16 protein-coding genes, 3 tRNA genes and 2 other RNA genes are annotated in these 15,203 nt (G+C 42.4%); 2 read left to right on the plus strand and 19 right to left on the minus strand.

The annotated features are described in order from the left end of the window. Positions 1-236: 236 nt before the first annotated feature. Both pnuC and nadA read right to left on the minus strand, forming a co-directional pair. Entirely contained in the window at positions 237-962 is a 726-nt protein-coding gene (gene pnuC, locus AC3Z9T_RS06885; RefSeq protein WP_490125466.1) for a nicotinamide riboside transporter PnuC, read from the minus strand. A gap of 66 nt (positions 963-1,028) precedes the next feature. Then, complete coding sequence (gene nadA, locus AC3Z9T_RS06890) at positions 1,029-2,069, minus strand: quinolinate synthase NadA (RefSeq protein ID WP_490125467.1); 1,041 nt, start codon at positions 2,067-2,069, stop codon at positions 1,029-1,031. A 245-nt stretch (positions 2,070-2,314) separates the two neighbouring features. Here nadA and AC3Z9T_RS06895 point away from each other — a divergent pair, with 245 nt between their 5' ends. Next, positions 2,315-3,187 (plus strand): aminoglycoside 6-adenylyltransferase, encoded by an 873-nt coding sequence (locus AC3Z9T_RS06895; protein WP_490125468.1) that lies wholly within the window; start codon positions 2,315-2,317, stop codon positions 3,185-3,187. A 91-nt stretch (positions 3,188-3,278) separates the two neighbouring features. Here the strand turns inward: AC3Z9T_RS06895 and phoC are convergent, their stop codons facing one another. Further along, positions 3,279-4,025, minus strand: a complete 747-nt coding sequence (gene phoC, locus AC3Z9T_RS06900; RefSeq protein ID WP_490125469.1) for an acid phosphatase PhoC — start codon at positions 4,023-4,025, stop codon at positions 3,279-3,281. Positions 4,026-4,362: 337 nt separating this feature from the next. On the opposite strand from phoC, the gene AC3Z9T_RS06905 reads away from it, so the two are divergent. Continuing rightward, the gene (locus AC3Z9T_RS06905) at positions 4,363-5,271 is read left to right on the plus strand and encodes an F-box protein (protein ID WP_490125470.1); all 909 of its coding nucleotides are present in this window, start codon (positions 4,363-4,365) and stop codon (positions 5,269-5,271) included. Between the two features lie 100 nt (positions 5,272-5,371). Here the strand turns inward: AC3Z9T_RS06905 and AC3Z9T_RS06910 are convergent. The 16 genes from AC3Z9T_RS06910 to cydA form a co-directional block, all read right to left on the minus strand. After that, a non-coding RNA gene (locus tag AC3Z9T_RS06910) (RtT sRNA) lies at positions 5,372-5,498 on the minus strand. Between the two features lie 45 nt (positions 5,499-5,543). After that, a non-coding RNA gene (locus AC3Z9T_RS06915) (RtT sRNA) lies at positions 5,544-5,671 on the minus strand. Positions 5,672-5,849: 178 nt separating this feature from the next. Continuing rightward, positions 5,850-5,925 (minus strand) — tRNA-Lys (locus tag AC3Z9T_RS06920). 60 nt (positions 5,926-5,985) lie between these two features. Further along, positions 5,986-6,061: transfer RNA gene (locus AC3Z9T_RS06925), tRNA-Lys, on the minus strand. Between the two features lie 60 nt (positions 6,062-6,121). Next, positions 6,122-6,197, minus strand: a tRNA-Lys gene (locus AC3Z9T_RS06930). A 154-nt stretch (positions 6,198-6,351) separates the two neighbouring features. After that, positions 6,352-7,131, minus strand: coding sequence for a cell division protein CpoB (cpoB, locus tag AC3Z9T_RS06935; protein WP_490125471.1), 780 nt, complete (start codon positions 7,129-7,131; stop codon positions 6,352-6,354). A gap of 22 nt (positions 7,132-7,153) precedes the next feature. Continuing rightward, positions 7,154-7,651, minus strand: coding sequence for a peptidoglycan-associated lipoprotein Pal (gene pal / locus AC3Z9T_RS06940; protein ID WP_490125472.1), 498 nt, complete (start codon positions 7,649-7,651; stop codon positions 7,154-7,156). 42 nt (positions 7,652-7,693) lie between these two features. Further along, positions 7,694-8,986: a Tol-Pal system beta propeller repeat protein TolB gene (tolB, locus tag AC3Z9T_RS06945; protein ID WP_490125473.1), complete on the minus strand. Its 1,293-nt coding sequence runs from the start codon at positions 8,984-8,986 to the stop codon at positions 7,694-7,696. Positions 8,987-9,125: 139 nt separating this feature from the next. Further along, positions 9,126-10,268 (minus strand): cell envelope integrity protein TolA, encoded by a 1,143-nt coding sequence (gene tolA, locus AC3Z9T_RS06950; protein ID WP_490125474.1) that lies wholly within the window; start codon positions 10,266-10,268, stop codon positions 9,126-9,128. A gap of 37 nt (positions 10,269-10,305) precedes the next feature. Continuing rightward, positions 10,306-10,728, minus strand: coding sequence for a colicin uptake protein TolR (gene tolR / locus AC3Z9T_RS06955; RefSeq protein WP_154624836.1), 423 nt, complete (start codon positions 10,726-10,728; stop codon positions 10,306-10,308). Between the two features lie 17 nt (positions 10,729-10,745). Next, complete coding sequence (gene tolQ / locus AC3Z9T_RS06960) at positions 10,746-11,429, minus strand: Tol-Pal system protein TolQ (protein ID WP_490125475.1); 684 nt, start codon at positions 11,427-11,429, stop codon at positions 10,746-10,748. Next, the gene (gene ybgC, locus AC3Z9T_RS06965; protein WP_490125476.1) at positions 11,426-11,821 is read right to left on the minus strand and encodes a tol-pal system-associated acyl-CoA thioesterase; all 396 of its coding nucleotides are present in this window, start codon (positions 11,819-11,821) and stop codon (positions 11,426-11,428) included. The genes tolQ and ybgC overlap by 4 nt, the downstream gene beginning before the upstream one ends. A gap of 135 nt (positions 11,822-11,956) precedes the next feature. Next, positions 11,957-12,244 (minus strand): cyd operon protein YbgE, encoded by a 288-nt coding sequence (gene ybgE / locus AC3Z9T_RS06970; protein WP_070925029.1) that lies wholly within the window; start codon positions 12,242-12,244, stop codon positions 11,957-11,959. Positions 12,245-12,250: 6 nt separating this feature from the next. Then, on the minus strand, positions 12,251-12,364 hold the full coding sequence (gene cydX, locus AC3Z9T_RS06975; RefSeq protein WP_008912071.1) for a cytochrome bd-I oxidase subunit CydX: 114 nt from the start codon (positions 12,362-12,364) through the stop codon (positions 12,251-12,253). A 12-nt stretch (positions 12,365-12,376) separates the two neighbouring features. Next, complete coding sequence (cydB, locus tag AC3Z9T_RS06980) at positions 12,377-13,516, minus strand: cytochrome d ubiquinol oxidase subunit II (protein WP_490125477.1); 1,140 nt, start codon at positions 13,514-13,516, stop codon at positions 12,377-12,379. Between the two features lie 14 nt (positions 13,517-13,530). Next, positions 13,531-15,099 carry a cytochrome ubiquinol oxidase subunit I gene (gene cydA / locus AC3Z9T_RS06985; protein ID WP_490125478.1) on the minus strand — a complete coding sequence of 523 codons (1,569 nt, stop codon included), beginning with the start codon at positions 15,097-15,099 and terminating at the stop codon, positions 13,531-13,533. Positions 15,100-15,203: the final 104 nt, after the last annotated feature.

Here is a 15,203-nt window from a genome sequence, read left to right on the forward strand (position 1 = left end):
ACGGCGATTTGCAAGACAACAGGTATCGAAATTTTAATCTAACCGTTCAGCTCTCTTCTGTAAACAGCTAAACGAGCTGGTAAATTGTCATTTTTGGGCGTTGGAATTATAAAATGAGGCTAAAGGCAATTAAGCTGCGCAATAGCCCCATATTAGAGCGGAATTTCAGAGTAAAAAGAAACAAAAATGGCGAAACTACGATAATGTTACTTTCACCATTTTATTGTTAATTTTTATCACAAAGCGCTAGAGAGTGGCGAAGAACCATTTTGTTTAGCTGATTTGATCCACAGCCTTGAACCATTCAATGCAATGCCTAGCAGAATTAAATATTCTAATGACATGGCATAAACCCCCTGCTTATAGAACACAACAATACTAATCACATTAATCACAACCCATAGCAACCAGTTTTCAACGTATTTTCTGGTCATCAAAATCATGGCGACGACGGATAGTACGGTCATGGTGGAATCCCAGAATGGGAATGCATCTGGCTCCAGCGCAGGTATCTGTAAATTAGCGCCAAATAGGTTGAGCACTTCAACAGCCCATGTTGCCAACACACCAAATACCCTATCAATATTGAAAGTTAAGTAAGCAATTACTAACACAGAGATCACTAAAGTGATGGCCGCTTTTGGAAAACTCAGCCAGCGGATCTTCAGTTCAATTTGTTGACGGCTATCAACGCGGCTCCATGCATACCAACCATAAATATTGGCGATAAAGAAGAACACTTGTAAAAGTAGGTTTGCATATAACTGAATTTGAAAAAAAATCACCCCAAACAAGGTGACGTTGATTAAGCCAAACAGGTAATTAATCGTTTTTTCAAGACTTGCGAGTAGAATACACAGTAGACCCGCTACTGTGCCAACCGCTTCTATGTATGACAATTCATAAATACTATTCCACAAAGGAATATTCACTAAAATATTACTTGTGCTAAAGAAATCCATCCCAAGATCCTTATTTAATCATGTGTGATACATCGCATATTGATGTTAACCAACAACCAACTTCTTCTATTTTAGACTCTCAGCGAAATCTAACATTTTATTTAGCGGTTGCATCGCTTTTTCACGTAACGTTTCGCTCACATTAATTTGATGCTGCTCACCATGACTTTCCAGCGCCTGTGCAATAGACTGCAAGCCATTCATCGCCATCCAAGGGCAATGGGCACATGTGCGACAAGTTGCTCCCTCACCCGCAGTAGGGGCGATATACAACGACTTATCTGGGCATGCCTGCTGCATCTTATAAAAAATACCTTTATCCGTCGCGACTATCATTGATGGATTAGGCAAAGTTTGCGCAGCTTTAATCAACTGACTGGTTGAACCAACGGCATCAGCAAGATCAACAACAGCTTGAGGTGACTCAGGGTGAACTAAAATGGCTGCTTCGGGGTGTAACTTCTTCATTTTTATCAATGATTGTGTTTTAAACTCATCATGAACAATACAAGCGCCTTGCCAGCACAAGATATCAGCACCCGTTTTTTGTTGCACATAACGACCGAGGTGGCGGTCTGGCGCCCAAATAATTTTCTCACCTAAGCTGTCTAAGTGATCAATTAACTCAACAGCAATACTTGAAGTAACGACCCAGTCAGCGCGCGCTTTCACTGCGGCAGAGGTGTTTGCATACACAACAACAGTACGATCTGGATGTTGGTCACAAAAACGAATGAATTCCTCTTCTGGGCAACCTAAATCAAGTGAACACTCGGCAGCTAAAGTTGGCATTAACACGGTTTTTTCTGGGCTAAGAATTTTAGCTGTTTCACCCATAAAGCGAACCCCTGCAACCAACAGCGTTGAAGCTGGATGACGAGCGCCGAAACGCGCCATTTCTAATGAGTCAGCGACACAGCCCCCCGTTGCTTCTGCCAATGCTTGTATTTCAGGATCGGTATAATAATGTGCCACTATTACCGCATTTTTTTCGACTAATAATGATTTGATGCGTTCACGGTAAAACGTTCTTTCATCAGAGCTTAATAACGCAGGTTTAGGGGGAAATGGATAAACTGACTGATGAAAATCAATAAACTCGCTCATAATTAACCTCTGTTTAGCATAATGCGATTTTACCGTTTAAATTACGCGTAAAATGAGCCAATAACACATTTTTTGTTTTATATACTAAACACGATACGCTAAATTGCTCAGGAAGTCTTCTCGATTTTGCTTAATAATCGACTTATTAAATAATTTACTATTAAGAGCAATAATTATTGTGTTTCTTAGCATTTTATTGGTTTTGCAGGTATCTTAATTGCATCAACATTTTTGATAGGCTAGTTATGGAATCACCTGCATCTTTAATAAATAAAATAATTTCTGTTGCTTTGCTTGACCCACGAATTGAAGCGGTTGTATTAACGGGTTCGAGGGGAAGAGAACAACATATTGATCATTATTCTGATATTGATATTGAATTAATCGGTTTTGGCGTTACTGATCTTTTTCACGACCCGCAATGGATCAATCAATTCGGCCACCCCCTTGTTGCCTTACATCTCATTAATGGCGGTACCGATGAACCTGAATGGCCGACTTGTTTGGTTATTTATGAACAAGGAAGAAAAGTTGATTTTACCTTTGCTGAACCTTTTCGATTACAAAAAATACAACAGCATGGGCTTGATAATACCTACGCACGCGGCTATACCATTTTACTTGATAAGACTAGGGTGACTGAAAAACTGCCTAACAGAGTCACACAACCTCTTTTAAAGCCGCTCAGTGAACAAGAGTTTACGTTTACTACTAAGGAATTTTGGTTTGAAGCACATCAAGTTGCAATTGCGTTATCACGTAATGAAATGTGGAGTGCTTGGTCAAGAGATGCTGATATGAAAAAAGCACTGCTGATCATGGCAGAATGCTTAGTATCAACTAAACATGATGGGCAACAAGATGTTTGGTATAACGGGAAAAACTATCAAATGTGGATGCCGCAAAACATCATACAAGCAATGGAAACCTTGTTTGATTATCGTAATGCAAAAAGAGCCGCCGAAGCCTTATATCTACTTATGGCGTGCTTTGATGAAGTCACCACAGCGCTAGCTCAACAGCTTAATTATCCCATTGACCACTTAATGAGCCTACGTATGCAAGAATTGGTGATTGGATTATTGCAAGATAGAGAACTATTACCAGAAGGGATTTGACCGATCTTCCATAATATAGAATCAACATATTATTAACAATAAAAATCGCCCTGCATAAGTGATTTGTCAGGGCGATTTTCTTTCACAACAATTATTTTTTCAGTTTAGCAAATTCGTCTTTGGCTTTTTGTAGCTGTTTTTGGAATTCAGGGTTAGAGTGCAGTGTTGCCACCGCTGAAGAGGCAACGATACGCGCCGCATCAACATCACTTTGCCAGTGATAACCACAAATTACTCGACTTTGGCCTAGCTCATAACCACGTTTCAAAATGCTGTCTTGGTTCTCAGGGTTAATTTCTGCGAGTACTAATGCAGATGCCCAGCCAATCGATGTGTGACCCGATGGATATGAACCATTTTTGGAAAGTTTGTCCTGATCTTTAGTATTACAAGTCGCAACACCATAAAATGCAAATGGACGTATACGCATGTATTTTTCTTTTGCAGAACGCGTCGCTAAGTCTCCCGCATCCTCAATCATATTTGTCAGTAGTTTATGAATTTCAGGCGCGTCTTTTTCTGTAATTGGATAACCAAACGCCTCTGAGAAAGCATTAGCCACCCCGCCCGCAGCAAGATCAGCATCCGCAGCCGCTTGTTTGCCCCTTTCGGTGTTTCTGAGCATGCGACCCTTTTCATACATCGCTTGGTCATTCAAAAATAGAATGCTACCCACCTCCGGTGGTGGTGGCAGTAACGCTAAGCTATCTATTGCTTGTGAGTTCTTTAAATAGTACAAGTCAGGTTTCGTTGTGACGTCATTTCCAGCTGGGATCGCTGCAAATGCGCTAGTCGAAATAAATACCCCTGCACAGAGAACCGCAAGTAATTTTTTCATCTGTTAATCCTTTGCTATTTTTACCGCAGAATAAAATAACTTATATTTTACAATGTGATCAGTTATTGATGTTTTATTTAGACTAGTCCAAATGAGGGGGTAATTCCTTGCGTTGGTTCGCATAATTGGGGAAGTAGAAAGAGATACAACAGAGAGTGCTGTATTTGTAATCAATTGGAAAAATCAATGACATTTGTTAAATCAGCATATTAATAATCGTATCAAAAAGCCAACTCTAACAATCTATTTTTTAAAGTTTTTTAATACCATTAACGGTAGCCTAGCACCTATTTTTAGCGTTCAACCAAAGCCATTCTAACTCTGTTAAGGAACAACAATGTTAAGTAATATACAAAAAAATACCAGTATCATACCGATTTCTGCCCCAATCCCTGCCCAAACGAGCTCAAATCATAATCAGGGCTTTGCTGATAATATCAACGCTATATCGCAGCTTCCCTCTGAAACAATACAAGAAATTGCTTTCAATCTTGATTCAAACAGTTACAACCAATTACGCGCTACATGTAAAACAATGCTGTCTGTTTTGCCTTCTATCAACGACATGGAAGAAAGTTTATCTAAAGGCATTTCAGGTCAGTTAAAAAAAGATTATAGTTCAGTGACTTTTGGCAACAGCATTCAAAAACAGTTTCTAGATACAGAAAAACGCGATCTAGCCCAAATTTTAAAATGTTGCCATGTAAAAGCATCAGATGGTTACCCAACTGAAACTACAGTTTACATTCCCTATCCTGCAAAGGATTTTACCCATAGCGAAGACAAAAATGGCAAGATCTTACAACGCTGTGCTAAAGAGATCTGCCGTGTAGCTAAAAATACGATGATCCCTTCAACATCCGATGTATCGAGTGGAACCTGCGACTATGGCAAAACAATTTCGAGCCTATTTACAGAAAAAACTCGGATGATAAGCCTAGATATTGATATGGCGATAGAAGATCTACCTGAAAACTTATCACAAGCACAGAAAGCAGAAGCAATAGAATCAATAACAAAAGAAAAAGTTAACTTTGTATTTAAATCACTTAACAATGTATTCTCAACAAGCCAAAATAATGAAAAGTGGCTTGTGGCTATCAGCGCAGAAAAATTAAAAAATTATTGGCATACTACCCCTCCTAATGGCATACCTCAGGATGATATTACCCAGATTTCGTCGCAATACAGTAAATTATTTGCTCAAGGGAAAAATATCCTGAGTTTTTTGGAATCAATGAAGTAACTTATTAAATACTCACACATTAATGTCTAACTTAACAATACGCCATAACGTGCTGAGTGAATACTTACTAGATTTTTAGTTTCAGTAAGGTTACTTAAATTGGTAGGTCGTGCAGGATTACTCGACCTACTACCTCACCTTTCAGGTCGTTGCTCAAGCCAACGCTGTCTCGCTTCGCTCGGCTCGAACCTGAACGCAGCTTCTCACCCGCACTCTACGTGCTAGATGCCAAATTGGAATTCGATGGTTAAGTTACGGAGTGCTTACTTAGATGGTGGGTCGTGCAGGATTACTCAACCTACTACCTCACCTTTCAGGTCGTTGCGCAAGCGCAACGCTGTCTCGCTTCGCTCGGCTCGAATCTGAACGCAGCTTCTCACCCGCACTCTATGTGCTAAATACCAAATTGGAATTTGATGGCTAAGTTACGGAGTGCTTACTTAGATGGTGGGTCGTGCAGGATTTAAGTTCTTCGAACTTCCCCTTCGGGCTAAACCTGCGACCATCTTGTCGAGGTATTGCTTACCGACTGAATAAAGACTGACGAAGTTCTTAGTTTTAATAGAAGTTAGTTGAGATGGTGGGTCGTGCAGGATTCGAACCTGCGACCAATTGATTAAAAGTCAACTGCTCTACCAACTGAGCTAACGACCCATCTAATGTAGTAATTCTAAAGCTTGAGTATTCTTAACGAGGATAAATTCTATTCTATAATGGTGGGTCGTGCAGGATTCGAACCTGCGACCAATTGATTAAAAGTCAACTGCTCTACCGACTGAGCTAACGACCCATCTAATACAGTAATTCTAAAGCTTAAGTATTCTTAACGAGGATAAATTTTATTCTATAATGGTGGGTCGTGCAGGATTCGAACCTGCGACCAATTGATTAAAAGTCAACTGCTCTACCGACTGAGCTAACGACCCATTACACTTAACAATTTATTCTTGCGTCAACGGCGGCTTATATTACTGATTTCTGACGATGGTGCAATGATTTTTTTGAAAAAAATGACTGAATGCACACTAATCATACGGTTAACCCCGAAATATTCGGCAACAACTTCTTCGGGGTTAACAATTAAAGTGAGCTTAGCTTTTTCTCAGCCAGTTTTGCGCCTGAACTGTTCGGGTATTGCTTCAATACCTGTTGGTAGACGGCTTTCGCTTTATCCTTTTGCCCTTTATCTTGCATGATAAGGCCGACTTTATATAAAGCCTCACTGCTTTTTTGGGATTTTGGATACTCTTTAACTACTGTCGCAAAGTAGAATGCTGCATCATCTTTGCTACCTTTGTTGTAGTTAAGCTGTCCTAACCAATAGTTGGCATTAGATTGATAGCTTGATTTTGGATAGCTTTTAATAAAGCTTTGCAATGCACCGATAGCCTCATCAATTTGCGCTTTTGATTTACTGTTCATCGCAAGCGCAACTGCGGCATTATAATCTTCCTTTTCACCACCACCAGAAGCAGCAGGAGCCGCTGGGGTATCTGATGAAGCAGAAGATGATTCAGGCGCAGCTGCTGAGTCTGAAGATGCTGTAGAACCGCCACCTGCCTGATCTAATTGCATATACAAATCTTTTTGACGCTCAACCACTTGATTCAGTTTGTATTCACTTTCCTGAATTTGCCCACGCAATGTATCAATATCACGTTGGTTATCTGCGAGCTGTTGTTGGATTTGATATAAGATCTGGCCTTGAGAGTTAACTGCTGTCTCAAGCTGACTGAGGCGATCACCGGATGAACCGGATCCGACATTAATGATTGGCGCTTGGGCAATAGCGGCCCAAGGGACCGCTACGCCAACCAATAACGACAGACCTACAAGTAGATGTCTGAAGTTACTGTTCATAAGAGATAATTTCGCTTATCTATTAGTATGCAATGACTGCACGACGGTTTTTCGCGTAATCAGCTTCTGTGTGACCTAACACAGCTGGTTTTTCTTTACCGTAAGAAACCAGAGAAACTTGATCACCTGCTACACCTTTGCTTTGCAGATACATTTTAACTGCGTTAGCACGACGCTCGCCCAGCGCGATGTTGTACTCTGGAGTACCGCGCTCATCCGCGTGACCTTCAACAACAACTTTAACAGATGGGTTGTTGCGCAGGAATGCAGCGTGTGCATCTAACATGTCAGCGTATTCTGGAGAAACGCTGTACTTATCGAAACCGAAGTAAACGATATTGTTGTTTTGCAGTTCTTGCATTTGCTGACGTGCCAGCTCTTCCGCAGACAGACCAGTGTTAGTTTGGTTCATAGAAGAATCCGCACTACCTTGGTCATTGTTTTTGTTAGAGCTACAAGCTGCGACAGCCATGATTGGTAATGCGATCATCAGCCCTTTAAGCACTTTATTCAGTTGCATCGTTTTGATCCTTAATAGTTTGCCACACATTATTATTATGCATCACAGATACGGAGACCATGCAGGAAATTTAACCTGTCCATCGGTCGCCGGAAGACGCGCTTTGAAACGCCCGTCGGTCGAAACTAGCTGCAATATAGTCCCCAAGCCTTGAGAGGAGCTATAAATTACCATAGTGCCGTTAGGTGCGATACTCGGCGTTTCATCTAGAAACGTTTTCGTTAAATATTCAACGTTACCCGTTGCCAGATCCTGTTTGGCGACATGCTGCTGACCGCCACCGGAGCTGACCATTACAATGAAAGATCCATCCGGGCTAACATCAGCGTCCTGATTTTGTGTACCTTCCCAGGTCACACGCTCAGGGCTACCACCATTAATATTAATTTTGTAAATTTGCGGGCGACCCGCTTGGTCCGAAGTATAGACCAAAGTTTGACTATCTGGCATCCAGCTAGGCTCTGTATTATTGCTACGACCATCCGTAACTTGGCGGATTTGACCGCTCGCTAAATCCATAACATAGAGATTTAAACTACCTGTTTTTGACAGAGCAAAGGCCAATTTAGTGCCATCTGGAGAAAACGCGGGTGCACCATTATGACGAGGGAATGATGCAACCTGACGCACAGCTCCACTTGATAGAGTCTGGATCACCAGTGCTGAACTGCCACTTTCAAACGTAACATACGCCAAGCGCTCACCATCAGGCGACCAAGCTGGCGACATTAAAGGCTCTGGAGAGCGGTGAACCGTAAATTGGTTATAGCCGTCATAGTCAGAGACACGTAATTCATATGGGTACTGACCGCCTTTATTGGTCACAACATAGGCGATACGCGTACGGAATGCACCACGAATACCCGTCAGCTTCTCAAAAACTTCATCGCTGGCAGTATGTGCTGCATAACGTAACCACTCTTTGGTTACTTTAAATTGGTTCTGAGATAAAACAGTTCCCGGGCTACCCGCAACATCAACCAGTTGATAGCTAACAACATAGCTACCATCGGCTGCAGGTTGAACCTGACCGACAACGACGGCATTAATACCGAGTGCAGTCCAAGCTTCAGGGGTGACTTCAGAAGCGGTGCCAGGTTGTTGCGGCATACGGCTTGGCTCAATAGGGTTAAATTTACCGCTATTGCGTAAGTCGGCACCAACAATCTGCCCGATTTCTTGCGGAGGCGTACCAGAGCCTGACCATTTAAAAGGCACGACGCCTATTGGTTGAGCACTATTCACACCTTCCGTGATCTCAATACGGATTTCAGCATGAGCAACGGTTGCCCATAACATTAAGAACCCGAGAACTACTTTAAAAGCCTGCTTCATCCTGATCTCCCTTACTGTGGTATTCATCACCACAATAATTCGCTGAATTTTAACAAAGGTATACTAACAAAACTAGATATCTCAGAAACTATTTATGCTATAGCAAACATAATTTCAATACAGACAGCTCTGACTTATCTTATTTAGGGTTAAATACAACTGTACTTCCTTGTTTTTTAAACGCTTCATAAACATCAGCAGTTGGCCTTGGTAACTTAGCTAATTTCGCTGCACGGATTGCTGCATCACATAATGCTGGGTCGTTAGCTGCACTACTCTTAGGCGTAATACTTATTAACAAACCATCCGGTGCAATTTTTAGCTGAAGTTCACAAGTTCTTCCGCGGAACGTATCTGAATCATAAAACTTACTTTGGATAGCCGCTTTTACTTTACCTGCGTAACTATCAACATCCGCATTTGATGCACCTGACTTCTTACCACCACCCTGACCCGCAGCAGCAGCGCCACCTTGTTTGCTAGGCCCTGATGAGGTTAAATCGCCAAGTAGATCATCAACAGAAGAGGCATTTTTCGCCGCTTCTGCTTTTTCTTTAGCAGCTTTGGCTTTTGCTTCTTTATCCGCTTTCTCTTTTGCCTCTTTATCAGCCTTAGCTTTGGCTTCTTTATCCGCTTTTTCTTTAGCTTCTTTTTCTGCCTTAGCTTTCGCATCCGCATCAGCTTTTGCTTTTGCATCCGCTTCGGCCTTCGCCTTCGCATCAGCCGCCGCTTTTGCCTTTACAGCTTCCGCTTCTTTTTTCGCTTCTGCTTCTGCTTTTTCTTTTGCAGCCGCTTGCTCTTTAATCAGCTTCTCTTTTTCAGCCTTTGCTTTCGCAGCCGCTTCTTCCGCTATTTTTTGCTCTTCTTTCGCTTTCTTAGCGGCTTCCGCTGCTTGCTTTTGCTGCTGCTCAGCTTGCTTTTGCTGCTCTTGAGCATCACGTTCGCTTTGAATGCGCTCTTGCTCAAGTTTTTGCAGGCGTTTTTGCTCCTGCTCTTGCTTTTCTCTTAGCTCAGCTTCTTGCTTTTGCTCTTTCTCTTTACGTTCTTTAGCAGCTTGCTTAGCGCTGGTTTCTTGTTGCTGCATTTGGTTATATTGCTCAACAACCGCACCGGGGTCGACCATCACCGCATCGATGACAGTCCCCTCTTCCCCGCCGCCGCCAAGTTTGACAACGGACACTAAGGAACCAATTATAATTAGGCCTATCAATAAAACGTGCAGTGCAACTGACGTTAACAGAGAGCGCCTTAAATTATCTTTTTTCTCTTTTGTCTTTCCCACAACTGGTTTCCAAAAAAAGAATCGTTACTTACTCAAACTACATGGGTTGAGTCATTAAGCCGACAGATTTTATCCCTGCTTGATGCAATATATTCAGTGCCTTAATCACTTCATCATAAGGCACTTCTTTTGCACCGCCGATGAGGAAAATCGCTTTTGGATTTTTCTCTAGCTGGGCTTTCGCTTCCGCAGCAATTTGTTCTGGTGGCAGCAAATCTAAACGCTCGCCATCAATTAACATGTTGTATTGGCCTACACCCGCAACCTCTAAAATGATCGGTGGATTATCACTGGATGATACAGTTTGTGTATCAGTGGCATCCGGCAGATCAACTTCCACACTTTGCGAGATAATCGGTGCTGTCGCCATAAAAATAAGCAACAACACCAGCAACACATCCAGCAATGGGACGATATTGATTTCGGATTTCAGCTCACGTCTGCGACTATTGCGCGCCATTCGCTTATCTCCCCGTATTATTTCTTGTCAGCAGAGAATGCTTGGCGATGTAAAATAGCCAGAAACTCTTCCATAAAGTTGTCGTAGCTCTGCTCTAATTTGTTGACTCGCAAGTTCAAGCGGTTATAAGCCATAACAGCTGGGATCGCGGCGAACAAACCAATTGCTGTTGCAATCAATGCTTCAGCAATACCAGGGGCAACCATTTGCAATGTTGCTTGCTTAACCGCACCTAACGCGATAAACGCATGCATAATTCCCCAGACAGTACCAAACAAACCAATATATGGGCTGATAGAACCCACGGTACCTAAAAATGGGATATGTGCTTCAGCGGATTCTAATTCGCGGTTCATTGAAATACGCATCGCACGAGCCGCGCCCGTCACTACTGCATCAGGAGCATGAATGTTTGCTTGATGTAAACGAACAAACTCTTTAAACCCTGAATGGAAAATTTGTTCTGCACCAGTTAATGTATCACGGCGCGCTTGGCTCTCTTTATATAAGCGCGATAACTCAATACCCGACCAAAACTTGTCTTCAAATGCTTCAGCTTCCCGAGTTGCTGCATTAAGAATTTTGGTTCTTTGGATAATGATCGCCCATGAGGCAATAGAAAAGCCGATCAAAACGAACATAATGATCTGAACCAATAGGCTCGCTTTTAGGAATAAATCCAGGATATTCATGTCAGTCACTGTTTAAACTCCGCGACAATAGACTTAGGAAGCGCTGTTGGCTTCATTTTTGATGTGTCCACACAAGCTATTAGGGCTGTAGCCCCACAAAGCAGGTTACCTTGTGAATCAACCAACCTTTGTTGAAAGGTTAAAGAGGCACGTTTTATATCAACGATTTGTGTCTCGATTTCCAATAAATCATCCAGCCGAGCTGCTCTCACAAAATCAGTTGTCATACTTCGTACAACAAACCCGATATTCTCAGCCAGTAAGCTTTGTTGGTTGATACCTTTATCCCGTAGCATTTCGGTCCTAGCTCGTTCAAAAAATGCCAAATAACGTGCATGATAAACCACACCGCCCGCATCAGTATCTTCATAATAGACGCGAACAGGCCAACGAAATAACATAACAACCACTCCAATCCTAGGTTAAATTAATTAACCGTGCCACTATACTGAAGACGATGACGCTTTGGAATGACCTAGGGGTAAAGTTATCAAAAAAAAATTATGGATCCGTAGACCCATAATTGACATTTTCGATTAACTGAAGACTTTTACTAGCCCCCAGATAAGGATGATGGCTGCAGGTAATGGATGGAAAACCGTTCGCCAAATCAATTTATTAGGTCGAAATCCGACCCCAAAAATCATTGCGCTACACGTCGCCCAAATAAGTAATAACCCTTGCCAGATTAGGAAAGAACTGGTTTTTGCAGCGAACTGTGTTGGATCCCACATAACACTCCCCGCAATCACCAAAGCTAATATAAGGATAAGGAACCGAATCGGTCCCTTATCCAATAGCTGATAGCATTTATCCACCAGCATTATTGACTACTCGCCATCTTTTGCAGCGGCTTTATCTTCCGCATGCTCTAACGCAAGAGCTGCAATCACTGCAAAACTACAAGCTAACAGCGTGCCGAGGATCCAGGCAAAATACCACATATGTTATGCTCCTTAATACAGTGAATGCTTGTTGCCTTCAATGAAGTTTTTGTCCAAACGACCAAACATTTTGTAGTAACACCACGCAGTGTAAGCCAATACGATTGGAACAAAAATGATAGCAACAACAGTCATAACTTGCAGAGTAAACAGGCTAGATGTTGCATCCCACATAGTCAAACTTGCGTTTGGCATGATGCTTGAAGGCATAATGAATGGGAACATTGCAACGCCACAAGTTAAAATGATACAAGCAATAGTCAGCGATGAGCTAACAAATGCCAGCGCATTTTTATCAGCCTTACTAAACAGCATCGTCAGCAGAGGCAGAACCACACCCAGAGCTGGCAGTGCCCACAATACAGGGTAGTTATTAAAGTTCACTAACCATGCACCAGAAGCCATTTCAACTGTTTTGTTCAACGGATTTGATACGCTTAATGTATCGATAGTTGAAGTCACAACATAGCCATCAATACCCATGACCAACCATGCACCAGCACCTGCGAACGCAATCAGCGTCAGCAATGCAGTCACATAAGTTGCTCTACGGACACGTAAGTGTAATTCACCAGTGGTACGCATTTGCAAGTAAGTTGCGCCTTGGGTCACAATCATCATCAAGCTAACCACACCAGCTAACAAGCCGTATGGGTTTAGCAGACCAAACAGGTTACCTGTATAAGTCAGATATTGTTGGTTATCAATTTGGAATGGAACACCTAACAATAGATTACCAAATGCCACACCGATAACGAGAGGTGGAACGAAACCACCAATAAACAGACCCCAATCCCACATGTTACGCCATTTTGGATTCTCCAGCTTAGAACGGTAGTCAAAACCGACTGGGCGGAAGAACAGTGCTGCAAGCACTAAAATCATCGCAACATAGAAACCAGAGAAGGCAGCAGCATACACTTGTGGCCATGCTGCAAACATCGCACCGCCCGCGGTGATCAACCAAACTTGGTTACCATCCCAGTGTGGTGCAACTGCGTTAATCATGATACGGCGTTCAGTATCTGTTTTACCTAAGATAGGTAATAAGAAGCCGACGCCCATGTCAAAACCATCTGTGACAGCAAAACCAATCAGCAGTACGCCAATTAGGATCCACCACACAAATCGAAGAACTTCATAATCAAACATAAGTGGACTCCTGTTTACTGAACGTCTTGTGCAGAGTTGTTTTTCTGTTCAAAGTGATAGCGGCCAGTTTTCAGGCTACTAGGCCCTTTACGCGCAAATTTGAACATCAAGAACAATTCAGCAATTAAGAACAGCGTATACAGACCACAGATCAAGACTAGAGAGAAAATCAGATCATGGGTTGTCAAGTTTGAGTGTGCAACGGAGACAGGAAGAACCTCACCGATTGCCCATGGTTGACGACCATATTCTGCAACAAACCAGCCTGATTCAATAGCAATCCATGGCAATGGAATACCAAACAATGCTGTACGTAGTAACCATTTGCTTTGACCAATACGGTTACGTACAACAGACAGGAAGGATAGACCAATAATCAACAGCAGTAAGAAACCAACACCGACCATGATACGGAATGCCCAGAACAATGGACCAACGTTCGGGATACTGTCTTTAACCGCTTTTTGGATTTGTGCTTCTGTTGCATCAACAACATTTGGTGCATATTGTTTCAGCAGCAGACCATAGCCCAAGTCTTTTTTGTTAATTTCAAAAGATTTACGCAGTTCAGGATCTTTATTACCAGCCAGAAGCTCTTGTAGCTCACCGTATGCAATCATACCGTTACGGATACGCACTTCGTGTTGCTTCATCAGATCTTTCAAGCCAAGAACTGGTGTATCGATTGAACGTGTTGCGATGATACCCATCGCCCACGGAATCGAAATCGAAAATTTATTTTCTTGTTTTTCCGTATCCGGCCAAGCAATCAGGTTAAACGCCGCAGGTGGTGCATGCGTTTCCCATTCTGCTTCTACCGCAGCCAGTTTGGTTTTCTGTACGTCGCCCATTTCGTAACCTGATTCATCACCAAGAACGATAACAGACAGTACAGCCGCAATACCAAAGCTTGCAGCGATTGCGAATGAGCGCTTAGCAAATGCAAGGTCACGGCCTTTAAGCATATAGTAAGAACTGATACCCAATACAAACATTGCACCAGTACAGTAGCCCGCAGCAACGGTGTGAACGAATTTAACTTGTGCAACTGGGTTTAGGACTAGCTCAGAGAAGCTAACCATTTCCATACGCATAGTTTCAAAGTTAAAGTCTGCTGCAATTGGGTTCTGCATCCAGCCGTTTGCCACGAGGATCCACAACGCAGAGAAGTTAGAACCTAAAGCAACTAACCAAGTCACCGCAAGGTGCTGAGTTTTGCTTAAGCGATCCCAACCAAAGAAGAATAAACCAACAAAGGTAGATTCGAGGAAGAATGCCATCAAACCTTCGATTGCCAGAGGCGCACCGAAGATATCCCCAACATAGTGGGCATAGTAAGACCAGTTAGTACCGAATTGGAACTCCATGGTCAAACCAGTAGCAACACCCAGAGCAAAGTTAATACCAAATAACTTACCCCAGAACTTAGTCATATCTTTATAAATTTGCTTACCAGACAGCACATATACCGTTTCCATAATCGCAAGCAAAAACGCCATACCCAGCGTTAATGGTACGAATAGGAAGTGGTACATCGCAGTTAAGGCAAACTGTAATCTTGACAGTTCGACAATATCAAACATCTTGACTCCTTGCTCCTAGCAGGAAGACACCGACTTGCGGCAACCCAGCTTCCAGTAAAATTAAAGAAAGCCTCTTAACTACCAGCAAAAAATGCCTCAAAACA

The sequence above is a fragment of the Providencia sp. 6390 genome (genome assembly GCF_058148425.1).

Coding starts and splice junctions, on each gene's coding strand:
- nadA (WP_490125467.1), bottom strand. CDS start 2,069: ATGAGCGAGTTTATTGATTTTCATCAGTCAGTTTATCCATTTCCCCCT.
- cydB (WP_490125477.1), bottom strand. CDS start 13,516: ATGTTTGATTATGAAGTTCTTCGATTTGTGTGGTGGATCCTAATTGGC.
- pnuC (WP_490125466.1), bottom strand. CDS start 962: ATGGATTTCTTTAGCACAAGTAATATTTTAGTGAATATTCCTTTGTGG.
- pal (WP_490125472.1), bottom strand. CDS start 7,651: ATGCAACTGAATAAAGTGCTTAAAGGGCTGATGATCGCATTACCAATC.
- AC3Z9T_RS06905 (WP_490125470.1), top strand. CDS start 4,363: ATGTTAAGTAATATACAAAAAAATACCAGTATCATACCGATTTCTGCC.
- tolR (WP_154624836.1), bottom strand. CDS start 10,728: ATGGCGCGCAATAGTCGCAGACGTGAGCTGAAATCCGAAATCAATATC.
- cydX (WP_008912071.1), bottom strand. CDS start 12,364: ATGTGGTATTTTGCCTGGATCCTCGGCACGCTGTTAGCTTGTAGTTTT.
- AC3Z9T_RS06895 (WP_490125468.1), top strand. CDS start 2,315: ATGGAATCACCTGCATCTTTAATAAATAAAATAATTTCTGTTGCTTTG.
- tolB (WP_490125473.1), bottom strand. CDS start 8,986: ATGAAGCAGGCTTTTAAAGTAGTTCTCGGGTTCTTAATGTTATGGGCA.
- phoC (WP_490125469.1), bottom strand. CDS start 4,025: ATGAAAAAATTACTTGCGGTTCTCTGTGCAGGGGTATTTATTTCGACT.
- cydA (WP_490125478.1), bottom strand. CDS start 15,099: ATGTTTGATATTGTCGAACTGTCAAGATTACAGTTTGCCTTAACTGCG.
- cpoB (WP_490125471.1), bottom strand. CDS start 7,131: ATGAACAGTAACTTCAGACATCTACTTGTAGGTCTGTCGTTATTGGTT.
- ybgE (WP_070925029.1), bottom strand. CDS start 12,244: ATGCTGGTGGATAAATGCTATCAGCTATTGGATAAGGGACCGATTCGG.
- ybgC (WP_490125476.1), bottom strand. CDS start 11,821: ATGTTATTTCGTTGGCCTGTTCGCGTCTATTATGAAGATACTGATGCG.